The organism is Vibrio sp. 10N.261.52.C2, assembly GCF_041471425.1.
Classification (GTDB): domain Bacteria; phylum Pseudomonadota; class Gammaproteobacteria; order Enterobacterales; family Vibrionaceae; genus Vibrio; species Vibrio crassostreae_C.
The window spans coordinates 67,721-92,571 of the sequence record NZ_JBFROH010000030.1 but is presented as its reverse complement, the minus strand read 5'-3'; the positions used below and the strand labels follow the sequence as shown (position 1 = coordinate 92,571).

At 46.1% G+C, this 24,851-nt stretch carries 23 protein-coding genes; 14 read left to right on the top strand and 9 right to left on the bottom strand.

Annotated elements, in window-relative coordinates; genetic code table 11:
- Window positions 1-105 precede the first annotated feature (105 nt).
- Entirely contained in the window at window positions 106-2,742 is a 2,637-nt protein-coding gene (ppc, locus tag AB4307_RS11980; RefSeq protein ID WP_372111371.1) for a phosphoenolpyruvate carboxylase, read from the top strand.
- 373 nt (window positions 2,743-3,115) lie between these two features.
- Window positions 3,116-3,655 (top strand): PadR family transcriptional regulator, encoded by a 540-nt coding sequence (locus AB4307_RS11975; protein WP_017061141.1) that lies wholly within the window; start codon window positions 3,116-3,118, stop codon window positions 3,653-3,655.
- Window positions 3,656-3,814: 159 nt separating this feature from the next.
- On the opposite strand, the gene metF is transcribed toward AB4307_RS11975, so the two are convergent.
- The 3 genes from metF to AB4307_RS11960 form a co-directional block, all read right to left on the bottom strand.
- Complete coding sequence (metF, locus tag AB4307_RS11970; RefSeq protein ID WP_229647419.1) at window positions 3,815-4,714, bottom strand: methylenetetrahydrofolate reductase; 900 nt, start codon at window positions 4,712-4,714, stop codon at window positions 3,815-3,817.
- 297 nt (window positions 4,715-5,011) lie between these two features.
- Complete coding sequence (gene metL, locus AB4307_RS11965; protein ID WP_372122100.1) at window positions 5,012-7,423, bottom strand: bifunctional aspartate kinase/homoserine dehydrogenase II; 2,412 nt, start codon at window positions 7,421-7,423, stop codon at window positions 5,012-5,014.
- A gap of 2 nt (window positions 7,424-7,425) precedes the next feature.
- Window positions 7,426-8,607 carry an O-succinylhomoserine (thiol)-lyase gene (locus AB4307_RS11960; RefSeq protein ID WP_017063681.1) on the bottom strand — a complete coding sequence of 394 codons (1,182 nt, stop codon included), beginning with the start codon at window positions 8,605-8,607 and terminating at the stop codon, window positions 7,426-7,428.
- Between the two features lie 208 nt (window positions 8,608-8,815).
- Between AB4307_RS11960 and metJ the strand changes: the two genes are divergently transcribed.
- Complete coding sequence (gene metJ, locus AB4307_RS11955) at window positions 8,816-9,136, top strand: met regulon transcriptional regulator MetJ (RefSeq protein ID WP_004415993.1); 321 nt, start codon at window positions 8,816-8,818, stop codon at window positions 9,134-9,136.
- Window positions 9,137-9,302: 166 nt separating this feature from the next.
- On the opposite strand, the gene AB4307_RS11950 is transcribed toward metJ, so the two are convergent.
- Complete coding sequence (locus tag AB4307_RS11950; protein WP_372131954.1) at window positions 9,303-10,592, bottom strand: malic enzyme-like NAD(P)-binding protein; 1,290 nt, start codon at window positions 10,590-10,592, stop codon at window positions 9,303-9,305.
- Window positions 10,593-10,925: 333 nt separating this feature from the next.
- On the bottom strand, window positions 10,926-11,144 hold the full coding sequence (rpmE, locus tag AB4307_RS11945; protein ID WP_004737142.1) for a 50S ribosomal protein L31: 219 nt from the start codon (window positions 11,142-11,144) through the stop codon (window positions 10,926-10,928).
- 331 nt (window positions 11,145-11,475) lie between these two features.
- On the opposite strand from rpmE, the gene priA reads away from it, so the two are divergent.
- The 3 genes from priA (at window position 11,476) to AB4307_RS11930 (ending at window position 15,584) form a co-directional block, all read left to right on the top strand.
- Window positions 11,476-13,677 carry a primosomal protein N' gene (gene priA, locus AB4307_RS11940; RefSeq protein WP_372131952.1) on the top strand — a complete coding sequence of 734 codons (2,202 nt, stop codon included), beginning with the start codon at window positions 11,476-11,478 and terminating at the stop codon, window positions 13,675-13,677.
- Between the two features lie 240 nt (window positions 13,678-13,917).
- On the top strand, window positions 13,918-14,922 hold the full coding sequence (gene cytR / locus AB4307_RS11935; protein ID WP_102393044.1) for a DNA-binding transcriptional regulator CytR: 1,005 nt from the start codon (window positions 13,918-13,920) through the stop codon (window positions 14,920-14,922).
- Between the two features lie 122 nt (window positions 14,923-15,044).
- Window positions 15,045-15,584, top strand: coding sequence for an SPOR domain-containing protein (locus AB4307_RS11930; protein ID WP_372131950.1), 540 nt, complete (start codon window positions 15,045-15,047; stop codon window positions 15,582-15,584).
- Between the two features lie 108 nt (window positions 15,585-15,692).
- Here the strand turns inward: AB4307_RS11930 and AB4307_RS11925 are convergent, their stop codons facing one another.
- Window positions 15,693-15,953 (bottom strand): hypothetical protein, encoded by a 261-nt coding sequence (locus tag AB4307_RS11925; RefSeq protein ID WP_017061149.1) that lies wholly within the window; start codon window positions 15,951-15,953, stop codon window positions 15,693-15,695.
- Between the two features lie 298 nt (window positions 15,954-16,251).
- Here AB4307_RS11925 and hslV point away from each other — a divergent pair, with 298 nt between their 5' ends.
- The 4 genes from hslV to rraA all read left to right on the top strand — a co-directional run bounded on the left by hslV (window position 16,252) and on the right by rraA (window position 19,864).
- Complete coding sequence (gene hslV, locus AB4307_RS11920; protein ID WP_004729692.1) at window positions 16,252-16,800, top strand: ATP-dependent protease subunit HslV; 549 nt, start codon at window positions 16,252-16,254, stop codon at window positions 16,798-16,800.
- Window positions 16,801-16,858: 58 nt separating this feature from the next.
- Complete coding sequence (gene hslU / locus AB4307_RS11915) at window positions 16,859-18,199, top strand: ATP-dependent protease ATPase subunit HslU (protein WP_137001064.1); 1,341 nt, start codon at window positions 16,859-16,861, stop codon at window positions 18,197-18,199.
- A gap of 155 nt (window positions 18,200-18,354) precedes the next feature.
- Window positions 18,355-19,272, top strand: a complete 918-nt coding sequence (locus AB4307_RS11910) for a 1,4-dihydroxy-2-naphthoate polyprenyltransferase (RefSeq protein ID WP_017061151.1) — start codon at window positions 18,355-18,357, stop codon at window positions 19,270-19,272.
- 73 nt (window positions 19,273-19,345) lie between these two features.
- Window positions 19,346-19,864, top strand: coding sequence for a ribonuclease E activity regulator RraA (gene rraA / locus AB4307_RS11905; protein WP_017071322.1), 519 nt, complete (start codon window positions 19,346-19,348; stop codon window positions 19,862-19,864).
- Between the two features lie 97 nt (window positions 19,865-19,961).
- Here rraA and zapB read toward each other — a convergent pair whose 3' ends face one another.
- Window positions 19,962-20,204, bottom strand: coding sequence for a cell division protein ZapB (gene zapB / locus AB4307_RS11900; protein WP_008219652.1), 243 nt, complete (start codon window positions 20,202-20,204; stop codon window positions 19,962-19,964).
- A gap of 324 nt (window positions 20,205-20,528) precedes the next feature.
- On the opposite strand from zapB, the gene glpX reads away from it, so the two are divergent.
- From glpX to AB4307_RS11885, 3 genes are all read left to right on the top strand, one after another.
- Window positions 20,529-21,536: a class II fructose-bisphosphatase gene (gene glpX, locus AB4307_RS11895; protein ID WP_017061153.1), complete on the top strand. Its 1,008-nt coding sequence runs from the start codon at window positions 20,529-20,531 to the stop codon at window positions 21,534-21,536.
- A 198-nt stretch (window positions 21,537-21,734) separates the two neighbouring features.
- Complete coding sequence (locus AB4307_RS11890; protein ID WP_017063674.1) at window positions 21,735-22,355, top strand: helix-turn-helix transcriptional regulator; 621 nt, start codon at window positions 21,735-21,737, stop codon at window positions 22,353-22,355.
- A 122-nt stretch (window positions 22,356-22,477) separates the two neighbouring features.
- A complete protein-coding gene (locus AB4307_RS11885; protein ID WP_017061155.1) occupies window positions 22,478-22,825 on the top strand; it encodes a DUF3135 domain-containing protein in 348 nt (115 codons plus the stop codon).
- A 61-nt stretch (window positions 22,826-22,886) separates the two neighbouring features.
- Here AB4307_RS11885 and AB4307_RS11880 read toward each other — a convergent pair whose 3' ends face one another.
- Window positions 22,887-23,315 (bottom strand): DUF805 domain-containing protein, encoded by a 429-nt coding sequence (locus AB4307_RS11880; RefSeq protein WP_372128622.1) that lies wholly within the window; start codon window positions 23,313-23,315, stop codon window positions 22,887-22,889.
- Window positions 23,316-23,360: 45 nt separating this feature from the next.
- Window positions 23,361-23,708: a 5-carboxymethyl-2-hydroxymuconate Delta-isomerase gene (locus AB4307_RS11875; RefSeq protein WP_017061157.1), complete on the bottom strand. Its 348-nt coding sequence runs from the start codon at window positions 23,706-23,708 to the stop codon at window positions 23,361-23,363.
- Window positions 23,709-23,957: 249 nt separating this feature from the next.
- Here AB4307_RS11875 and tpiA point away from each other — a divergent pair, with 249 nt between their 5' ends.
- Window positions 23,958-24,728 carry a triose-phosphate isomerase gene (tpiA, locus tag AB4307_RS11870; RefSeq protein ID WP_017061158.1) on the top strand — a complete coding sequence of 257 codons (771 nt, stop codon included), beginning with the start codon at window positions 23,958-23,960 and terminating at the stop codon, window positions 24,726-24,728.
- Window positions 24,729-24,851 lie beyond the last annotated feature (123 nt).

Here is a 24,851-nt window from a genome sequence, read left to right as displayed (position 1 = left end):
CTAATAATTGCAAACTTAGAATGCTTTATTTGACTAGATACAGCACTTTTCGCTAGATTGTGTACTTAACAAGGAACAATGGATGTAATTTTTTTACGAGGCAGGATGACAATGAACGAGAAATACGCCGCTCTCAAGAGTAACGTAAGCATGCTGGGACGCTTGCTAGGTAACACAATCCAAGATGCACATGGTGACGTTATCTTAGAGAAAGTGGAGACTATCCGTAAACTTTCCAAATCCGCCCGCGCAGGCAACAAAGCTGACCGTGACAGCCTAGTTGAAGAAATCAAAAACCTGCCGAACGAACAACTCACTCCTGTTGCTCGTGCATTTAACCAATTTCTCAACCTCACCAACATGGCAGAGCAGTACCACACCATCTCTCGCCACTGTGAGGAGCATGTTTGCGAACCAGACGTGCTGCAATCTCTATTTTCCAAATTAAACCAGAATGACATCAGCAAGCTAGATGCGGCTCAAGCCGTTCGCGACCTGAACATTGAACTCGTTCTGACTGCACACCCAACAGAAATCACTCGTCGCACCATGATCAACAAATTGGTTAAGATCAACGAGTGTCTGTCTAAATTAGAATTAAGCGACCTATCACACAAAGAGCGCGTGAAAACAGAACGTCGCCTAGAGCAACTTATCGCTCAAGGTTGGCACTCAGATGTGATTCGTCAGCAACGCCCTACGCCACTTGATGAAGCGAAATGGGGCTTTGCGGTTGTTGAAAACTCACTTTGGGAAGCTGTACCAGATTTCCTACGTGAAATGGACGGCCGACTAAAAGGCTACCTTGGTGAAGGTCTACCAATTGATGCGCGCCCGGTACACTTCTCATCTTGGATGGGCGGTGATCGCGATGGTAACCCATTCGTAACGCACACCATCACCAAAGAAGTACTGCGCCTATCTCGCTGGAAAGCCGCTGACCTTTACCTAGGTGACGTAAACGAGCTGATTACCGAACTATCGATGACTAAGTGTAATGATGCCGTTCGTGAACTAGCGGGTGATGAGCATGAAGCTTACCGAGCAATCCTAAAGAGCCTACGTACTCTGCTGAACAACACGTTAGAAGTGCTCGATGCAAAACTGCATGATGCTGAAGTACCGAAGAAAGAAACACTACAGAACATCGAGCAACTTTGGACACCGCTTTACGCGTGTTACCAATCGCTGCACGAATGTGGCATGGGCGTAATCGCAGACGGTTCTCTACTTGATACCTTGCGCCGCCTAAAAGCATTCGGTGTACACCTAGTGCGTCTCGATGTTCGTCAAGAAAGTACACGTCACTCAGATGTGCTGTCTGAACTGACTCGCTACCTAGGCATTGGCGACTACGACCAGTGGAGCGAGCAAGACAAGATTGCTTTCTTAACCAATGAATTAAGCTCTAAGCGCCCACTACTTCCTCGTGATTGGGAGCCATCTGAACAGGTTAAAGAGGTTTTAGACACCTGTAAGGTCATCGCTGCTCAACCTCGTGAAGCCTTCGGCGCTTACGTGATTTCTATGGCTCGTACTGCATCGGATGTACTGGCTGTTCACTTGCTGCTGCAAGAGTGTGGTTGCCCGTATCGCATGGACGTGTGTCCACTGTTCGAAACGCTAGACGACTTGAACAACTCAGAAGCAGTGATGAAACAGCTAATGAGCATCGACTTGTACCGTGGCTTTATCCAGAATCACCAAATGGTGATGATCGGATACTCTGACTCAGCGAAAGATGCGGGCGTAATGTCTGCAGGTTGGGCTCAATACGATGCAATGGACAAACTGGTTAAGGTTTGTGATGAAGAAGGCATTGAACTGACTCTATTCCACGGTCGTGGCGGTACGGTTGGTCGTGGTGGTGCTCCGGCGCACGCTGCTCTTCTTTCTCAGCCACCTAAGAGCTTGAAAGGCGGTTTACGTGTAACAGAGCAAGGCGAAATGATCCGCTTTAAACTTGGCTTACCAGACGTTGCTGTAAACAGCTTCAACCTTTACGCAAGCGCGATTCTAGAGGCGAACCTTCTGCCGCCACCTGAGCCAAAACAAGAGTGGCGCGACCTAATGGAAGTGCTATCTCAAGTATCTTGTGAGGCTTACCGCAACGTGGTTCGTGGCGAAGAGAAATTCGTACCTTACTTCCGTCAAGCGACACCTGAACTGGAGCTAGGTAAACTGCCTCTTGGCTCTCGCCCTGCGAAACGTAACCCGAACGGCGGCGTAGAAAGCCTACGTGCGATTCCATGGATCTTCTCTTGGAGCCAAAACCGTTTGGTACTGCCTGCATGGTTAGGCGCTGGTGAAGCGATTCAGTACTCTGTAGATCAAGGCCATCAAGCCCTGCTCGAAGAGATGTGTCGCGAGTGGCCGTTCTTCTCTACCCGTCTCGGTATGTTGGAAATGGTGTACTCGAAGTGCAACATGGAAATCGCTAAGTACTACGACCAACGCCTTGTTGACGAAGAGCTATTACCATTAGGTGAGTTACTGCGTGAACAGCTGCAAAAAGACATCAAAGCCGTGCTAAATGTTGAGAACAACGAGAACCTAATGCAGAGCGACCCTTGGGGACTTGAGTCAATCCGCCTACGTAACATCTACGTTGAGCCACTAAACATGCTTCAAGCTGAACTGCTTTACCGTACTCGTAAGTGTGAAACACCACCAGCAGAGCTTGAAGAAGCGCTAATGGTGACGATTGCAGGCATTGCAGCAGGTATGCGAAACACTGGTTAATTAGTGATTCCTACTATAACCTGATCAGCATTTATATCTAAAAAAAGAACAAAAGGTCGCCACGTGCGACCTTTTTATTTTGCAAGATAACCACTAATAAGTATTTTGTCAGTTTTTTGGGTTATTTTGTCCATGTATTCTACTTTATGCTTATTATTTAGATATACTACTGCTCCGCTGCGGAAGCACTCCAAAAAAATAATCTGCAGCAACTTGACCAATAAACTGGTCAACCTAGGTGATAAACGGCTTTGTAAGGTGACATAACCAACCGATGAGTTGGTGCTACTTAGACATAACCAATATAACGTGCCATTAGAAGCACACTTGTTGTTTAAGTATTTGTTTACTGTTTACCATTTGGATTTCAGACATGTCATTACCACACGTAATTCTAACCGTTTTAAGTACACGCGATGCTACTGGTTACGATATCACAAAAGAATTCTCCGCAAGCATTGGTTACTTCTGGAAAGCTAGCCATCAACAAGTTTACCGCGAGCTAAATAAAATGGCTCAGAACGACCAGGTAACTTGCGTGCTTGAGCCTCAAGAAGGCAAACCTGATCGTAAAGTTTACTCTATCACTGATGCTGGCCGTGGCGCGCTAGGTGAATGGTTTGAACAACCAACTGCACACCCAACCGTTCGTGACGAGTTCTCAGCTAAGCTAATGGCTTGTGCTGTACAACCTTCTGACGCTTACCGTGTACAACTTGCTGAGCTAGTAGAAGAGTCTCGCAAACTGGTTTCTCACTACCGTGAAATCGAAGCAGCTTACTACGCAACGCCATCAACACTAGACAAGCAAGCACGCCTTGAGCGTCTAACACTTCGTCGTAACCTACTTATCCGTGAAGCATGGATTGTATGGGCTGAAGAAGTACTGCTTGAACTTGGCGCTCTAGCTTAAGTTAAGCTAGAAGCTAGAAGCTAGAAGCTAGAAGCTAGAAGCTAGAAAAGCAAAAGGCTTGAACTCTATGAGTCTAAGCCTTTTTTGTATCTATAGGATTTGAAATGTTACTGCCAGAGGCTTTTTACAAGTGCTTAGGCTTTACTTCTTAGACTTTGCTTAAAGCGCAGCGACTTGTGGACGAACACCTAGCGTATGGCAAAGTGCGTAAGTCATTTCTGCACGATTTAGCGTGTAGAAGTGGAAATCTTTCACACCTTCACGGCTCAGCGTACGAACCATATCAATCGCTTGGCTAGCACCTACTAACTGACGAGTGGTTGGATCATCATCCAAACCTTCGAACTGCTTCGCCATCCAGCCAGGTACTTTTACGTTGTTCATCGCTGCAAAGCGAGATGCTTGCTTGAAGTTAGAAACCGGTAAGATGCCCGGTACAATCTCAACATCCACACCAGCCGCAACACAACGGTCACGGAAACGTAGGTAGCTTTCTACATCAAAGAAGAACTGAGTGATTGCACGGTTAGCACCCGCATCCACTTTACGCTTAAGGTTAATAAGGTCAGATTGAGCGCTTTTTGCTTCAGGGTGAACCTCAGGGAATGCCGCTACTGAGATATCAAAATCGTGGCGAGATTTAAGTAGCTCAACCAAATCACATGCGTACATCTCTGGCGCGCCGCCGCCTGCTGGAATGTCACCACGCAGCGCAACAATACTCTCGATACCATTTGCCCAGTAATCGTCGGCAATTTGAATCAGCTCTTCGCGACTCGCATCAATACACGTTAAGTGCGGTGCAGCCACTAGGCCAGTTTGGTTTTTAATTTCTTTAATGATTGAGTGGGTACGGTCACGTTCGCCCGAGTTTGCACCGTAAGTTACCGATACAAATTTTGGTTGAAGTGTTTTAAGACGGTGAACAGAGTTCCACAGGGTCTCTTCCATCTTCTCACTGCTCGGTGGAAAAAACTCAAATGACACATTGATGTTGTCAGAAAGCTCAGCGATATTCTGATTTAAAGCGTCGATATGACTAGCGTGTGTGTATCCCATCTTACTCTCCCTGTGGCAAAAGCAACCACTAAAAACTCAAATCCTTAAACGACGTTTAGACGTCTATATGTCTGTAGAATGTATTGAATACGATTTAATGTCAACAGATCCATTATGAATTTTTCTCAAGTAGATCGTGAGTAAAACTCAAGTCGTTAGATGGGTCGCAAAGCAGAAATAATGTAGAAAAAAGGCTGAAAAACACATCGTGCTTTCAGCCTTATTTATCTTAGTGAATAGTATGCCATTTACGTACTAAAACAATTGATCTGAGTTTCAAACCAACCGATATGAGTATCAGAACAGACTAGACATTCTGTTTAGATCAGATTGAATTGCACCTGCCGTTACTTCACGACCGGCACCTGGGCCACGAATAACCAACGGATTATCTTTGTACCATTTGCTCTCAATCGCAAAGATGTTATCGCAAGGCAGCAAGTTCGCTAGAGCGTGTTCTTTAGATAGGGCTTCAACACCTACGGTTGCCTTACCATTCTTCTCTAAACGCGCTACGTAACGCAGAACCTTCTGTTGAGAGTGCGCTTTCTCTAAGCGCTCCGCCAACTCTTCGCTTAGCACAGAAGCCTTATCAAAGAAGTCATCTACCGACAGGTCTTGCAACTCTTCAGGTACCAGTGATTCCACTTTTACGTTTTCAGGTTCGATATCCAAACCAGATTCACGCGCCAGAATCACCAGCTTACGCATCACGTCTGAGCCATCTAGGTCAGCACGAGGGTCAGGTTCCGTAAGGCCTTGTTGCCATGCTAAGTCAACCAACTCGCTGAACGGCACGGTGCCATCAAACTGTTGGAACAACCAAGACAACGTGCCCGAGAAAATGCCAGACAACGCAATGATGTCATCGCCACTTTCACGTAGGTCACGTACCGTGTGGTTAATCGGCAATCCAGCACCCACTGTCGCGTTGTACAACCAATGACGGCTGATCTTAGCGAAAGCATCTTGTACTTGATGGTAATACTCGCTCGATGCAGAACCTGCCACCTTGTTCGCCGAGATTAGGTGAATACCTTGTTGTGCGATTTGCAGATACTTTGCTGCAAGCACTGGGCTCGCAGTCACATCCAGAACCACTGCTTCGTCATAACCTTGAATAGAGCCCAAACGCTCTAACCAGTCGTTACCATTGTTAGCAATAGCTTCGTCGTCAAAGCGCTTACCTACCGAAGTCGCATCAATGCCTTGATCGTCGAACCAATAGGTTTGGCTATCAACCACGGCAACCAATTCAAAGTTCATTCCACGGCGCTTTTCAAGTTCCGCTTTTTGCTCAGCAAACAGGCTTAACCAGCTTGAACCAATGTTGCCCTTACCACACAAGGCAATCGCAACACGCTTCTGCGCTTGGAACAATTGAGAGTGAATGCCTTTCACTAGGCTTGATGTTTCACTCTTACGAATCACAGCCACCAAGCTTAAGCCAGAGTTCGCTTCTGAGATGAACTCAACCGGCGAGCTCTTAAGCTGCTGGTAGAAACCGTAGCAATGGTTCGGGTTCTTAGTCACACCTGCACCCACTGCAGCAATCAGAGAGAAACCTTCTTTTAGCTTAATTTCCGCTTCAATCGCATGGTCTTGGAGATATTCTAATGCACCACCAGCGATCTCTTCTGTGTAGGCAAGACGCAAACAGTGTTGATCCGGTTCAAGCTCATAAGCAAGCGGCTCAAGTTGAGCACGCTTAAGCCCTTCAAGCACTTCACTCTCTAGACGGTCGAAATCATGGCCGTGACCAAAGGTCAGTTGCACGATAAGCACTTCATCCAAAGAGGTAATGATTTTTGCGCCACGACCCGATGCCAGTACACGCTCGATCTGTGTAGAGCCCGCCTCCGGCTGATAGCTGCAGCGTAAGCTGAGATCCATAGCACTTTGAGCCACAGGCTGTAGCGTTCGGCTGTGAAGCACTGGAGCGGCAAGACGAGCCAATTCGCTGGCTTCATCAAGGCGAAGTAGAGGCAATAGACACGCATCTGAAACCAGACGAGGGTCAGCGCTGTAAACGCCTGCCACATCACTCCAAATCGTCACGCGTTCAACTTCAGCCAAAGCACCAATCACGGTTGCTGAGTAATCCGAACCGTTACGGCCAAGCAATACCGTTTCACCCTCGCAGTTCTGAGCCATAAAGCCCGTAATCACCACGCGGCAATGTGCATGCTGCGCCAAGGCTTCTTTGATCAGAGGGTAAGAACGTGCGCGGTCGACTTCAGGCTGAGCGCCCACTTCTGCACGTAAAAAAGCACGCGCATCTTGAGCAACGGCTTGTAAATCATGCTGGCACAACAAAGCCGCGAGTAGACGTGAAGACCAAACCTCACCGTGTCCAAGCACTTTTGCTTTTTGTGCTTCGCTCAAGGGAGCCGTTAGCTCACCCAAAGCGGTAAATTCTTGTTGAATGGTTGAAGTAAGTTGTGCGGCTGATTCACCCTCAAGCAGTGCTTCAATCAGATCGAGTTGGAACTGACGAAGTGCTTGTAGGCATTCATGGGCAATACGACCATCTTTGTCGAGCGCTTCAACAAATTCAATCAAACGGTTGGTTGTTTTGCCTGCTGCCGATACCACCACCAAATCAGATGCTGATGAGTATTCTCTAAGAATGTTGACCACGCGTTGGTAACATTCAGGATTCGCTAAACTGCTGCCACCAAATTTATGTAGCTGGCGAAAGGTTGCCATTATTAACCCTCCCCTTCAGCGATAAAGCGCTGTGTTCTTTCAAACGCTTGCTTGAGGTCATCGATTAGGTCTTCTGCATCTTCAAGGCCAACAGATAGACGCAGTAGTTGCTGAGAAACACCCGCTTCTGCTAAGGCTTCTTCACCCATCGCGCGGTGAGTCATCGACGCAGGGTGACAAATCAGACTTTCAACACCGCCCAATGATTCTGCCAAAGAGAACAGCTCTAACTTATCAACAAAGTATTTAAGCGCCTCGAATGAGCCCGCAAACTCAAAGCTGAGCATGGAACCAAAGCCCGATTGCTGTTTCTTCGCGATATCATGACCCGGATGTTCAGGAAGGCTTGGGTGGTAAATAGTGCCGACGAGATCTTGTTGCTGTAGAGACGCCAGAATTTCACGTGAACTCTCTTCGTGAACACGCATACGCGCACCTAGCGTACGAATACCACGTAAAGTCATGTAGCTATCAAATGGTGTGCCGGTCGCACCAATACAGTTGCCCCACCATGCTAACTCTTCAGCGTGTTCTTCTGTCTTAGTGACCACAACGCCACCAATAACATCTGAGTGTCCATTGATGTACTTAGTGGTTGAGTGGATAACAAAATCAGCACCCAGCTCTAAAGGCTTTTGGAACACAGGTGTCAAAAACGTGTTGTCGACAGCAACCAGAGCACCAACCTCTTTCGCTTTACGGCAAGTTTCTGCAATATCAACCACGCGAACCAGTGGATTCGATGGGGTTTCAATTAAGATCAACTTTGGCTTAAGCGCGAGCGCCGCATCCAGCGCTGCTTGATCCGATTGATCAACGAACAGAACTTTGAAGTCACCTTTTAGCGAGCGAGTGTTAAACAGACGGTAAGTACCGCCGTAGCAATCGTGCGGTGCAATAATAAGATCATCGCCGCCTAAGAAAGCCGAAACCCATAAGTTAAGCGCCGAAGTACCACAGTTAGTCACAACCGCGCCTTTGCCTGATTCAAGCTCAAACAGTGCCGTCTCTAATAAACCGCGGTTTGGGTTACCAGAACGGGTGTAATCGTACTTTGGCACTTCACCAAAAGCGGGAAACCCATAGTTAGTCGAAAGATAAATGGGTGGGACAACGGCATGGTGTTGCGTGTCTGACTCGATACCAGTACGTACTGCGATTGTTGCTGGCTTCCGGCTGCTCATAGGTGCTTCCTTACAAGTTTTGCGTCTGAGAATCACAGCGGCTTGTCGGCATTTTGCGGCTGTGTTAGATATATGTTATTCACTTTACTTTCATAAACGTGAGACGTCAACACTTCTAGACGTCTATATGTCTTTGCTTATGGCAGTAAATCCCGCTAAAATCACCACTATTAATTTATTCTAACAACTAAAGTGATGAAGGTACGCAATGGCCGACTGGAATGGTGAATACATAAGCCCATATGCTGAGCATGGAAAGAAAAGCGAACAAGTAAAGAAAATTACAGTTTCTATCCCTCTAAAAGTGTTAAAGGTTCTTACTGACGAGCGTACTCGCCGCCAGATTAATAACCTACGCCATGCAACAAACAGTGAGCTACTGTGCGAAGCCTTTCTACATGCGTACACAGGCCAACCACTACCAACGGATGAAGACCTTCGTAAAGACCGCCCAGACGATATTCCTGCTGAAGTGAAAAAGCTGATGACAGAGATGGGTATCGAGTTCGAAGCGTTTGACGAAGAATAAAAACAACTCAGTCACTGCCTTCATTATTGATTCGCTCTAGCTGAACCTTATTTATCACATCGCGCATAGCTTTTTATGATTGCGCTGTGAATGATAGACATAAAAAAACCGACTCCAGATGAGTCGGTTTTTTATTATTCTTTTTGGCTCAATAGAGCAACAGCTATTAAGCCATATAGTTAGCAGGCATCTCGATACGAGCTACGCCAGATTCAACAGCCGCTTCCGCAACTGCTCGTGCTACGCGAGGAAGTAGACGTGGGTCCATTGGCTTAGGAATGATGTAACCCTTACCGAACTCCAGTGCAGTCTCGCCCGCAGCTGCTAGTACTTCAGCTGGAACTTCTTCTTTCGCCAGTTCACGAATCGCTTTAACCGCCGCTAGCTTCATTTCGTCATTAATTTCGCTCGCACGCACGTCTAGTGCACCACGGAAAATGAATGGGAAACAAAGTACGTTGTTTACTTGGTTAGGGTAATCACTGCGGCCTGTACCCATGATTAGGTCAGAACGAACTTCGTGTGCAAGCTCAGGCTTGATCTCTGGATCTGGGTTTGAACATGCAAACACAACAGGCTTATCAGCCATCAGCGTTAGTGCTTCAGCAGGCAGTAGATTCGGCCCCGATACACCCAAGAACAGGTCAGCGCCTTCGATAACATCTTCAAGCGTACGCTTATCAGTGTTATTTGCGAACAGCTCTTTGTATTCGTTTAGGTCATCACGACGAGTATGGATCACACCTTTACGGTCAAGCATGTAGATTTTTTCACGCTGAGCGCCACACTTAATCAGTAGTTCCATACAAGCAACCGCCGCTGCGCCAGCACCTAAACAAACGATCTTACACTCTTCAAGTTTCTTACCTTGAAGCTCGATCGCATTCAGCATACCCGCTGCCGTTACAATCGCAGTACCGTGTTGGTCATCGTGGAATACCGGAACATCACAACGTTCAATCAGGCGACGTTCAATCTCAAAACAGTCTGGTGCTTTGATGTCTTCCAGGTTAATACCGCCGAATGTATCTGCGATATTCGCAACTGTATCAACGAACTCATCGATTGTGCGGTGTTTTACTTCAATATCGATAGAATCTAAACCAGCAAAACGCTTAAACAGGAGCGCTTTGCCTTCCATAACAGGTTTAGAAGCAATAGGGCCAAGGTTACCTAGGCCAAGAATCGCTGTACCGTTAGAGATAACTGCAACCATGTTGCCTTTACCTGTGTACTTATAAACGTTATCAACGTTCTGTGCGATCTCGCGAACAGGCTCAGCCACGCCTGGGCTGTATGCAAGTGCTAGGTCTTCTGCAGAGTTTGCAGGCTTCGTCAGTTCTACGGCAATTTTGCCTGGAATTGGGAACTCATGATAATCAAGAGCTTGCTGACGGAATTGTTCTTGAGGTGATAATTCTTGAGAGGATTGATCTTGGCGGCTGTCTTCAGACATAGGTGTAGGTTCCTAGGATATTATTATTTGGGGGATCTTGTTCATGTTAATGGATGTACTTCAAAGTTCCTAGGTGGTAAAAGCCTCTGTCTCATTAAAAAACGAGATTTCACTACTAATAAGACCAGTGAGCAGTTGAAATTACTATCGCTTGTTGAACTTTCGTGCGGATTTACAGTGGTGAGCGATAAGCCAAGAATGACCCGATAATATTCAGTTAAGCGGCTTATTGTTGAAGAGAGTGAAAGCTTGAAGGGAAAGTTTGTATTTTATCGGATTTCAGGCAACAAAAAAGGACACCGAAGTGTCCTCTTTATGTCTAAATAGCGAGAATTACTTCTTGCTAGAAAGAGCACCGAAACGCTTGTTGAAGCGATCAACACGGCCGCCTGTATCTACGATACGTTGCTTACCAGTGTAGAACGGGTGACATTTGTCACATACGTCTAGGTGGATTGATTCTTTTGCTAGCGTTGAGTTGAACTCAAAAGTGTTGCCGCAAGAACAAGTAGCAGTAACTGCTTTGTATTCTGGGTGGATTCCAGCTTTCATGGGATAACCTCAAGTAGGCCGTGTCGCTATACGATTCTAAGCCGCACACCACACGTAGTTTAAAAAAGAAATAAAGACACCGCTCATCACTAAAGCGCGACGAAGCCATACCTTTAAGGCGCAGTATAGTAATGAATCTGTGAAGTAGGATCAACTGATTTGATACATTTTTCGCCAATATCGGCATTATTTCCTTTGCTGACTGTGATTCTTGGCTTGGCCCCAACCTCACCCGCTTCTCTGCCACATCACATTCAAACTGCTTCTCGAATTTAACCGCCTTATCCTTTAGACTGTTCGCTCTCGTCAATTCAGATAAAGCCGTCCCTTTATGCGTCCAATGATTGCCCGTGTGGCGCTGCCTGTTCCACTCGACAAGCAGTTCGATTACAAGATTCCAAACCACCTATTCCCGATTATTGGTGGTCGAGTCTCTGTGCCTTTTGGACGACAAACCTTAACTGGGATTGTCACGGCTCTAGTTAACGAATCAGAATTCGAGTTAGATAAGCTCAAGCCAATAAAAGCGCTATTGGATAACCAACCTGTTTGGCCTGAATCTGTCTACTCACTATTAACCTGGTGCAGTCAGTTCTATCAATACCCACTCGGCGAAACCTTTGCTAATGCGCTACCGAGTGCTTTACGCAAAGGCAAAGCAGCAGACTTCGCAACACTCGTCGAATGGCAGTTAACGCCATCAGGCCGCGACCAACTGATGCAAGGATTTGGTCGCGCCGTTAAGCAAGCCAAAGTGATGCACATGCTTGAGCACGGCCCGGTACCTCATCAAGAGTTCATTGATGAAGAAGTGGCTAGCGCCGTACTCAAGACGCTAGAAGAAAAAGGCTGGATTGAATCGGTTGAGAAAAAGCCGAAGCGCCAACCTTGGCCTGCCGAGCTCGAAAACGACCAAGACAAACCTAAGCTCAATGAAGAGCAAGCCATAGCGATTGCAACAGTAAATAGTCAAAACAACTTTGGTTGCTTCCTTCTCGAAGGTGTCACAGGTTCAGGTAAGACCGAGGTCTACCTGAATATGATTAAGCCGATTCTTGACCAAGGTAAACAAGCGTTAGTGCTAGTGCCAGAGATCGGCCTAACACCGCAAACCATTAACCGCTTTAAGCGACGCTTTAATGTGCCTGTTGAGGTTATCCACTCTGGTTTAAACGATTCAGAGCGACTGAACGCTTGGCTATCGGCTCGCGATAAGATTGCAGGCATTGTGATTGGTACCCGTTCGGCTTTGTTCACACCGTTTGCAGATTTGGGCATTATTATTGTCGATGAAGAGCACGACGCCTCTTACAAACAACAAGATAGCCTGCGCTACCATGCGAGAGATGTGGCGATCATGCGTGCGCACAAAGCGCAGATTCCAGTAGTATTAGGCTCAGCAACGCCAGCCTTCGAAACCCTGCACAACGCTCAGATCGGCAAATACAGTTATCTCACCCTGACTTCACGTGCGGGTGTCGCACTGCCGACCACCAATAAGGTGTTGGATGTTAAAGGTGAATATCTAGAAAGTGGTTTGTCTGCGTCGTTAATTGCAGAGATGCAAAGACACCTCAAAGCTGGCAACCAAGTGATGCTGTTCCTCAATCGTCGAGGGTTTTCTCCGGCATTAATGTGTCACGATTGTGGTTGGACGGCCGAGTGTAAACGTTGCGATGCTTACTACACCTATCACCAATACAGCAATGAGATGCGCTGCCACCACTGTGGTTCTCAGCAGCATATCGTGCACAATTGCCAAGGCTGTGGATCTGCAAACTTAGTGACAGTGGGTGTCGGGACCGAGCAGTTAGAAGCTCAACTTGGTCAACTATTCCCGGAATACAAAACCATTCGTATTGACCGCGACAGCACCCGCCGTAAAGGCAGCTTAGAAAGCGCGCTCGAGTCGATTCGTAAGGGTGAATTCCAAATTCTTATCGGCACGCAGATGCTTGCTAAGGGTCACCATTTCCCTGACGTGACACTTGTGGCGTTATTGGATGTGGATGGCTCTTTATATAGTAGTGACTTCCGTGCCTCTGAACGTCTTGCGCAGCTATTCATCCAAGTAGCGGGACGCGCAGGACGAGCAAGCAAACCCGGTGAAGTGATCTTACAGACTCACCACCCAGAACATGGGTTGTTGCAAGCCTTGCTACACAAAGACTATAACCACTTTGCTCAGACGGCGCTAGCAGAACGTAAGCAGGCAATGTTACCGCCCTATACCTTTATGACGCTGTTTAGAGCAGAAGCCAATGACACTCGCTTGGTGGAAGAGTTCTTGCGTCAGGTTCGTCACACATTGGAATCGCACCCGCTGTTTGACCAATATTGCATGGTGTTAGGGCCAACCCCGGCTCCGTTAGCAAAACGAGCGGGCAAATCTCGCTGGCAGTTAATCTTACAAACTCAGACGCGCTCGTTAATGCAGAAGCTATTAATGAGTGCCAAGCCGGCCATCAATATGTTACCTGCTGCGAAAAAAGTCCGTTGGTCACTCGATATTGAGCCGCAAGATCTGAGCTAAACCCCTTCGGGTTAAAACTAATGATAAGTTTGTTCACAAATATTTCATATTTCTCGTGAGCAAGTTCACACGAGTCATGTGATTTTTGTTAATCTAGCCGTAACTTTACACGGATTAAACGAATAAAATATTGCAATAAAAAAAGTGTTAGCAACACTTTCATAATATCTATTCGATTACATTTATTATTCACGCCTTAGATACTTAGGCGACAAAGGAACTTAAAAGAGGGTTTAATTTATGGCGACAATGAAGGATGTTGCCCAGCTAGCAGGCGTCTCAACAGCCACGGTATCACGTGCATTGATGAACCCTGAGAAAGTCTCAGTTTCGACTCGTAAACGAGTGGAAACAGCAGTACTTGAAGCTGGATACTCACCCAATACATTAGCTAGAAACTTACGTCGCAACGAATCAAAAACCATCATCACTATCGTTCCTGATATCTGTGACCCTTATTTCGCCGAGATCATTCGTGGTATCGAAGATGCCGCAGTAGAAAATGACTACCTTGTCTTACTGGGTGATAGCGGCCAACAAAAGAAGCGTGAGTCTTCGTTTGTTAACTTAGTTTTCACCAAACAAGCTGACGGTATGCTATTGCTTGGCACTGACCATCCATTTGATGTCAGTAAATCTGAACAAAAGAATTTACCACCAATGGTGATGGCGTGTGAGTTTGCCCCTGAGCTTGAACTGCCTACGGTACACATCGATAACCTGACCTCTGCCTTTGAAGCGGTGAACTACCTAGCTCAGTTAGGTCATAAGCGTATTGCTCAAATTTCAGGACCAGTATCGGCAACACTGTGTAAGTTCCGCCAACAAGGCTACCAGCAAGCGCTGCGTCGCGCCGGAGTCTCAATGAATCCAGCCTATAGCACGGTCGGTGACTTCACCTTTGAAGCGGGCGCTCAAGCGGTTCGTCAATTACTGGCACTTCCTGAACAACCTACAGCTATCTTCTGTCACAACGATGCGATGGCGATTGGTGCGATTCAAGAAACGAAGAAGCTGGGCTTGCGCGTTCCTCAAGACCTATCGATTGTCGGCTTCGATGACATCCAATTCGCTCAATACTGCGATCCACCGCTAACCACCATTTCTCAGCCTCGTTATGAGATTGGACGCCAAGCGATGTTGATGATGCTTGATCTATTAAAAGGCAACGATGTGCAAGCAGGTTCGCGTCTGCTTGAAGCTAAATTAGTGGTTCGAGGCAGTACAGCGCCACCTCGAATATAACCCTTAGAAATACCCTTATAAATCTGCGGCACATTTTGATGTGCCGCTTCCATTTCTGCACTATTATCCTCGCGCAATCTGGATTACCATGAGGGCAGAATCAGCAACTATTGAATTGTCTTGTGGCTAATAGAGATTATGTAAAGCGCGGTCGTGGCACGAAAAAACCGACCAAAAAACAAGCCCCTCGCCGTAAACCTTGGCGCAGTGGTCTTTTGGCGATCCTCCTTGCCGGTGGTTTTGGTTACGGACTTTACCTATTGAGTAATGATCCTGAGCCGCCTGCACCAACGCCTGTGGCAACCAAACCAAAACCTAAGCCAAAACCAGCGAAAGTGATTCCGCCGCCTCCTGAAGAGAAGTGGGACTACGTTGAAACGCTGCCAAGCCGCGAGATTGAAGTAAAAGCCAAAGAGCAACAGATCTCTAAGATCCCTTACATCATGCAGTGTGGCGCTTACAAAACCTCGTCGCAGGCAGAAACGCGTAAGTTGGATATTGCCTTCCAAGGTATCTCAAGTGAGATCCGCAAGAAAGATGGCAGTAGCTGGTACCGTGTGGTTTTAGGGCCATACAAGTTGAAGCGTGACGCAGAACGCGATCGCCATAAGCTGCAACGAGCGAAAATTGAACCTTGCGCTATTTGGAAAGACGGGTCTTAATCAACTCAATATATAATAGGGGGAAGAGGATTCCCCCTATTGCTGTTTGAAAGCGTTCAATAGTTCATCGCACAAGCAATACCAGTATGTTAATCAAAAGAGTGCGTTTTAACGAAACTGAGGTACTTGTTCGTAGTACTCAAGCCCAAAGTCAGTCAGGTAGACCTGCTCCTTATTTATCTCGATGTAACCAAAAAAATCCAAGTGCGCTAAAACGTTAGGAAATGGACGTTTAAGAAAAACGTTGACCGAGTTTTTTAGATGTTCTGTTGAACACTCGCCCGCCTCCTGATACATCAGATGATGCAGTATAGACAGCTCATCCAGATCCATATCTCTATTAAAAAAACTGATATTGTCACTATTCATCACACTACTCCTTATGTAGTGAATACCACTGATTAGTGAACATCATTCCTTATAAATCAAACAAAAAGTGTTAACCATTTCACGTTAGAAATTTGTTTTATCTTTTTTTATATTTATCACAAACTATTAACCCACCAACCCTTGCCACACATAGGCTCAACAGGTAATGGATGCTTGAAACAACTGGTAACATTTAGTTTTTTTGATATGACATACCATTAAAAGTGGCACTTGAATTCATGATAGTGGAGCCACATATAAGTAGTAACCATAAATAATAATCAAAAGAGGTCGACTCGTGACTACCATTGTATCTGTACGTCGTAATAATAAAGTCGTCATCGCGGGTGATGGACAAGTATCTCTGGGCAATACAGTAATGAAGGGCAACGCCCGTAAAGTACGTCGCCTATACAACAACAAAGTACTGGCCGGTTTTGCTGGCGGTACGGCTGATGCTTTCACGCTATTCGAAAAATTTGAAAGCAAGCTGCAAATGCACCAAGGCCATCTCACCAAAGCGGCAGTTGAGCTAGCGAAGGATTGGCGTAGCGACCGTGCTCTACGTAAGTTAGAAGCACTGTTAGCAGTAGCGGATGAGACCGCTTCACTGATCATCACAGGTAACGGTGACGTAGTTCAACCTGAGAACGACCTGATTGCGATCGGTTCGGGCGGAAACTTCGCTCAAGCAGCCGCTACTGCACTATTAGAAAATACTGATTTAGATGCGCGTGAAATCGCAGAAAAGTCGCTGAACATTGCAGGCGACATCTGTGTCTTCACCAACCATCACCACACTATTGAAGAACTAGAAAGCACCGTTGAGCTGCCAAAGCCAGAGTAACGACCGCTTCCATCAATAACGTTGTATTCAACAGTGATTAAAGAATTAAGGAAAAACCATGTCTGAGATGACTCCTCGCGAAATTGTTCACGAACTCAATCGCCACATTATCGGCCAAGACAACGCTAAGCGCTCAGTGGCTATCGCTCTTCGTAACCGCTGGCGCCGTATGCAGCTTGAAGAAAGCCTACGTGTTGAAGTATCGCCAAAAAACATCCTGATGATTGGCCCAACGGGTGTAGGTAAAACTGAAATCGCTCGCCGCCTAGCGAAATTAGCAAACGCGCCTTTCATCAAGGTAGAAGCGACTAAGTTCACCGAAGTGGGTTACGTTGGTAAAGAAGTTGAAACCATCATCCGTGATCTAACGGACGTTGCGATCAAGATGACGCACCAACAAGCGATGGAAAAAGTACAATACCGCGCTGAAGAACAAGCTGAAGAACGCATTCTTGATGCCCTTCTACCACCAGCGCGTGATGCTTGGGGTCAGAACGAGCAATCAACTGAAGAGACAACCTCTTCAAACACTCGTCAGATTTTCCGCAAGAAACTGCGTGAAGGTAAGCTAGATGACAAAGAGATTGAAGTTGATGTAGCCGCACCGCAAATGGGCGTTGAAATCATGTCACCTCCAGGCATGGAAGAGATGACAAACCAGCTGCAAGGCATGTTCCAAAACCTAGCGGGCGACACCAAGAAAAAGCGTAAGATGAAAATCAAAGACGCATTCAAAGCACTGACGGAAGAAGAAGCTGCGAAGCTTGTGAACCAAGAAGAGCTGAAAGAGAACGCGATCTTCAACGCTGAAAACAACGGCATCGTATTCATCGATGAGATCGACAAAATCTGTAAGCGTGGCGACAGTTCAGGCCCAGATGTATCTCGCGAAGGTGTTCAGCGTGACCTACTGCCTCTTATCGAAGGCAGCACAGTATCAACCAAGCACGGTATGGTTAAAACTGACCACATCTTGTTTATCACATCAGGCGCATTCCAAGTGGCTAAGCCATCTGACCTGATCCCTGAGCTACAAGGTCGTCTACCAATCCGCGTAGAACTTGAAGCACTATCAGCACATGACTTCAAACGCATCCTAACTGAGCCAAAAGCATCTCTAACAGAGCAATACATTGCCCTAATGAAAACAGAAGATGTCAACATTGAGTTCACTGAAGATGGCATCAACCAGATTGCGGACGCAGCATGGCGCGTAAACGAAACCACTGAGAACATCGGTGCGCGTCGTCTACACACAGTGATGGAGCGTCTAATGGATGAGATTTCATTCGAAGCAACAGACAAAGCTGGCAGCAAGCTAGTGATTGATGAAGCTTACGTAACATCGAAACTTGGCGAATTCGTTGAAGACGAAGACCTAAGCCGCTTCATCCTGTAGCACACCAAACTCTAACTTATTGCTCTATCTCAAAGAAATAGCAGCTAATAAGCGAATTCAAGGCCCACTTTCGAGTGGGCTTTTTATTACCCGAAAAATGGGCGTATACTCAAATCACAGTATGAAACGAAGACTTACAAAGAATTAGACCTACGATGAAACAATCTCTACTGATCTGGCTTGATGCCGCACGACCAAAAACTCTGCCTCTCGCACTTGTCTCTATTCTTACAGGAAGTAGTTTAGCGTTCGCCGGTGGTCAGTTTTCTTTATCGATAGCCCTACTGGCATTTTTAACCGCCACCCTATTACAGATTTTATCGAACCTAGCCAATGACTATGGCGACGCCGTAAAAGGCACAGACAACGAAAATCGTCTGGGGCCAACACGTGCCATGCAATCTGGCGCGGTAACAGCGAAAACCATGAAGCAAGCGATCATCCTCAACATCGTGTTTACTATGGTCGCTGGGCTGATTCTTATTTTTCATGCCTTAACCTCGATTGAAAGTATCTTATCTTTCATTGCGTTAGGCATATTAGCCATTGTTGCTGCCATCGCTTATACCGTCGGTAATAAGCCTTATGGCTATATTGGCCTTGGCGACTTATCGGTATTTATCTTCTTCGGTTTATTAGGTGTTTCAGGGACTTACTTCTTGCACACTGGCCATGTTGAACCAAGCCTATTCCTTCCGGCATTGGGCTGTGGCTTGATGGCGGTTGCGGTACTCAATATCAACAACATGCGTGATATCGAAAACGACAGCGAATGTGGTAAGCGCACCATGGCGGTTCGCCTAGGACAACGCAAAGCCAAACACTATCATTTTGCTCTGCTTGGCCTCGCCCTTGCGTCTTTCGCTATCTACCTGCTTATTCAAGAAAAGCCGGTCTGGATCAGCCTGCCGTTTTTGCTGAGCATTATTATTGTTTACAAGCATGGCAAAGCCGTTTGGGAAACCGAAAAGCCAGCGCAAATTGCACCAATGATGCCCGTGATTGTGAAATGCTCACTGGTCACTAACCTATTGTTTGCAGGGGTTGTCGTAGCTCAAACTCTATTGAGTTAAATGAGACTAATCATTGCAAAGGGATCAAGCGCCGATATACTCAAAGTAAGCTCATTGTTCAAAAGGTATACTAATGGAATACAACACTTCAGCACTGTGCGACATATATTTGGATCAAGTTGATGTCGTGGAGCCAATGTTCAGCAACTTCGGTGGACGTGCATCCTTCGCAGGACAGATCACGACATTAAAGTGTTTTGAAGACAACGCTTTGATTCGCTCTGTACTAGAGCAAGACGGTCTGGGGCGTGTGTTGTTAATCGATGGGGGCGGCTCACTACGTAAAGCGCTGATCGATGCTGAGATAGCCCTACTTGCCGAAGACAATGAGTGGGAAGGGATTGTGGTTTACGGGTGCGTTCGTGAAGTCGATGAGCTTGAAGACATGAACCTAGGTATCCAAGCCTTGGCTTCTATCCCTGTTGGTGCGAGCCAAGAAGGTGTCGGTGAATTAGACGTTCCAGTGAACTTTGGCAGCGTGACCTTCTTACCTGAAGATTACCTCTACGCAGACAACACTGGCATCATTCTTTCTGCCGAACCTCTAGATGTAGAACTCGATTTGGATGTCGAGGAAGAAGAGGTCGAGTAACTCTCACTCAGCTTCAAATAATAAAACAAATCATAAGAACACAAACAAAAACGCCCGCTACTGAGTAGCGGGCGTTTTTTTAAATCTGAAGAGTCGATTACTCTACTTCATCCATTTTACCAAGAAGGTTACGGATGCGATCTTGCCATGCTGAATGCTCTTCCTGCATTTGCTGAGTTTTTTGCTCTAGCTCGTGACGGCTTGCTTTAAGCTCACCAGCTTCTGTTGCTAGTGCTTGTTTCTCTTCTTTAAGCTCTTCCACTTCCATTTGAAGAAGTGCAATTGTATCTACTGCTGTTTGAATTTTTGCTTCTAGCTGCTCTAGTACTTCAAAAGACATTCTGGCCTACCTTTAAGTTATCCGTTTGATGGTGAAGGTTCACTCCACTTATTTCCCCATTCTACTCAGCAGAGCAAGGATAAACACTCAATATATTCGATATTTTGCGCCATTCGATGAAAAAAACAGCGCTTTTTACCGAATATTGACGTGAACGATTACCGCCACAACGGCAAACCGATTATTTTGATGAATAATAACTGTTTTCCACTGCGAATTGATCGAGAGCAATCTCCAAAAAACAAAAAGGCAAACGTTTCCTTTTGGATATGGTAAAATTCGCCGCGAAATTTCTATTCCCCCTTTGAAAATTTTGGAGTCCGCATGAAACGCGATTTAGCAATGTCATTCTCTCGTGTCACAGAAGGTGCAGCACTAGCTGGTTACAAGTGGCTTGGCCGTGGCGATAAAAACGCTGCAGATGGCGCTGCTGTAGAAGTAATGCGTAGCCTATTAAACAAAACCGAAATTAGCGGTGAGATTGTTATCGGCGAAGGTGAAATCGATGATGCACCTATGCTATACATCGGCGAAAACGTAGGTGTGGGCGGCGACGCTGTCGACATCGCAGTTGACCCAATTGAAGGGACACGCATGACAGCAATGGGCCAATCAAATGCATTGGCTGTATTGGCTGCGGGCGAAAAAGGCAGCTTCCTTAAAGCGCCTGATATGTACATGGAAAAGTTGGTTGTTGGCCCTGGCGCTAAAGGCGTGATTGACCTAGAACTGCCACTAACAGAAAACCTAGAAAACATCGCTAAAGCACTAGGTAAAACACTTGATACTCTAGTCGTAACCACGCTTGCTAAGCCTCGTCATGATCAAGTCATCGCCGACATGCAAGCAATGGGCGTTCGTGTATTTGCTGTTCCAGACGGTGATGTTGCGGCTTCTATCTTAACCTGTATGCCAGACAGTGAAGTAGACGTCATGTACTGCATCGGCGGCGCACCTGAAGGTGTGGTCTCGGCGGCGGTAATTCGCGCACTCGACGGCGACATGCACGGTCGTCTTCTACCTCGCCACGAAGTGAAAGGCGACACAGAAGAGAACCGCAAGCACGGTGAACTTGAACTTGAGCGCTGCGCAGAAATGGGCGTAACGGCGGGTATCGTATTGAAGATGGAAGACATGGCACGCAGCGACAACGTTGTATTCTCAGCAACAGGCATCACTAAGGGTGACTTGCTAGAAGGTATTTCTCGTCAAGGTAATATCGCAACCACAGAAACCCTGCTTATCCGTGGCCGCTGCCGTACAATTCGCCGCATCAAATCTATCCACTACCTAGAGCGTAAAGATCCAGAAGTAGTAGGTCATATCCTGTAAGCCTAAATTCGGTGAAACAGAATATTCCAAGGCTGATACCTAGTATCAGCCTTTTGTTTTATTAGCGCACCAGAATCTGACCATGGCAGCCAATAGAGTAAAACGCTATCTATAGAGTAAATTATCATCAATATAGTAAATGGTTTGCTTTATAAACACCTTGCCTCATAATAGTAAGGTTCATTAGGTAGGGATAGTATGAAAACAAGCGACAGAATCTTACAGACCATTAAGCGTCAAGGCGCGGTAACCGCGAAACAACTGTCAGAAGAATTTGGCATGACGACAATGGGGGCAAGGCAACATCTGCAAAGCCTGGAAGATGACGGTATTCTTGCGTTTCATGATGTGAAAGTGAAAGTGGGTCGCCCGACTCGCCACTGGTCCCTGACTCAACAAGGTCATAACCAATTTTCAGACCGACATGGTGAACTCACTATTCAAGTGATTGATGCTGTCGAGAATCTATTTGGTAAAGAAGGGCTGGCTAAGGTTGCTGCCGAGCGTGAACAACACACTCTTAAGCAGTATCAAACTGCGCTGTCTGGCTGTGATTCACTCATCAGCAAGCTTAAAAAACTCACCCAGCTTCGTGAAGACGAAGGCTACATGGCTGAGCTTCAAGAACATGATGATCACTACATCTTGATTGAGAACCACTGCCCTATCTGTAAGGCTGCAACTCGCTGCCCTAGCCTGTGCCAATCTGAGCTCAACGTGTTTACTGAGTTACTAAAAGATGAGTGTCACGTGAGCCGTACAGAGCACATCATTGCTGGCGAACGACGCTGCACTTACACCTTAACACCCGCCCTTTGATTGCAAAGGTAATCGGCTAATACCGTCTCAATATTGAGAAAATACAAATAGATTAAAATTTGTACAGATTTCTTTCTTAAGCTTAGAGCATATGAAACACGCTTAATGCTAAGGAAGGAATGATGGCGCATCCACAACCCGCTCAAAAACTGCCACCCTTTGATGAACTTGTCCAACTCGCGAAAAGCGACCCGAAAGCATTCAATCAATTCAAACACGAGATGTGCGAACAGATGATTTGTTCGGCTTCAGACGTGATGCAAGACCGACTTCGTGCGCAGCAAAGTCACATCGACTTAGTGGTTAGCCGTTGTAAAAACCCACACCACGCCAATGTCGTACTCATGCAAGAGCTGCGCTGTCAGGTCTGTAAGTTCCAAGATGCACTCGAAGGGCGCTGCGGCTTTGAAGAATCTCTGCCTGAAAATGTCGTGCCTTTTAAGCCGAATACCGAACCTAAAATGTACTGAAATTAGCAAAGCACTAAAAAGAAAAAGGGAGCGTAATGCCCCCTTCTTATTGGTTCGCTGTTCAATATTCACATGGGTCTTCGCCGTAGTCATTACGGCCTTCTGTACCTTTCAACAAACCACACTCAATCAGAATCCAGAAACCACACACTAATGCCGCGACGGTTGCCGCCATATGAATTGGCGATACCGACTCTGTCGTCGTTGCAACCATTGGCGAAGCTAAACGACCCAATACTAATGGCACATTCAATAGTAGCCAGTAATTAGACTTATTGCGGTCGTGCCAGCGCTTAGCGGTTACCGCAAGGTCTGGGATCACAAGCATCAATAGGATGATTGGTAGCAGGATATAAGAGTAAGCAGGGAACAACACAGAGATACCTGAAGCAAAACCGGTAATCGCTATGTAGTAGAAAACATTCCAAATCCAGTAAGTCTTACGACCAATTCTCCCCTTGAAAGAGAGCAGTAATTCTTTCATCGACATCTTAAATACTCAAATTTATACGCCGCTAAAAGTCAGCAGCAATGGTTAGTTTATTACTTTTTGAAAGCAACTTTTATCCATATCACGAATATTCACCGTTAAGCTTCTTACATGACTCGCTTGTTCTTGCAGGATCTGCATTAACGATCGTGACAATTCTCGCTTTTGCTCTTCCGTTCGTCCCGAAAGTAACTCAAAGCTGATATGAATAAAGTCTACACTATCTTCCTCATCACCGACCAACCAATTATGGCAACGCAGTGAACGAGATTTCACTGATGGCACATCAAACAAGCCACATGTGAGAGCGACTTGGTGGAGATCTTCCAGTAAGCCTTGGATATTTACTCGCTCATCCACTGAATTGGAGTACTCTAGAACTAGATTCGGCATTGTTACTTCCTGTTGTTAACGCAATCGTTTGTCCCTTAATAACAACTAACGATGAAAAATCCGAGAAGTTAGCTATTATTCTGTCTGCCGGATCACTGATATATGCTCAAAATCTACTCTGACCATTGAGTAAGATCCAAGAAAGTCATGACCACAGTCATGATCTGTTGATATTAATCTGTTATATTATTTCGTAATAAAGTTTACTTTTTTACATTCGATTTATTTAAATACTTTGGAGATATTCCTATGCGTCATCCTGTAGTTATGGGTAACTGGAAACTAAACGGCAGCAAAGAAATGGTTGTTGATCTACTAAACGGTCTTAACGCTGAACTTGAAGGCGTAACAGGCGTAGACGTAGCAGTTGCTCCACCAGCACTTTTCGTTGATCTAGCAGAGCGTACGCTTACTGAAGCGGGCAGCGCGATCATCCTAGGTGCTCAAAACTCTGACCTAAACAACAGCGGTGCATTCACTGGCGACATGTCTCCAGCAATGCTTAAAGAGTTCGGCGCATCTCACATCATCATCGGTCACTCTGAGCGTCGTGAATACCACAACGAATCAGATGAGTTCGTAGCTAAGAAATTCGCATTCCTAAAAGAGAACGGCCTAACTCCAGTTCTTTGTATCGGTGAATCTGAAGCACAAAACGAAGCAGGCGAAACTGTTGCAGTATGTGCTCGTCAACTTGACGCTGTTATCAACACTCAAGGTGTTGAAGCTCTTGAAGGCGCTATCATCGCTTACGAACCAATCTGGGCTATCGGTACTGGTAAAGCAGCTACAGCTGAAGATGCACAACGCATCCACGCTCAAATCCGTGCACACATCGCAGAGAAATCTGAAGAAGTTGCTAAGAAAGTTGTTATCCAATACGGCGGTTCTGTTAAGCCAGAAAACGCAGCAGCTTACTTCGCACAACCAGACATCGACGGTGCTCTAGTTGGCGGCGCAGCTCTAGACGCGAAAAGCTTCGCAGCTATCGCTAAAGCAGCAGCTGAAGCAAAAGCTTAATTTAAACCTCACCGTTTAGATTAGATGAAAGGTCAACTTAGGTTGGCCTTTTTTTATTACCTGTCGTTTCTGAAACCCAAACGGCAGGCACAAAAAAACCGCTGAATAATCAGCGGTTTTTAA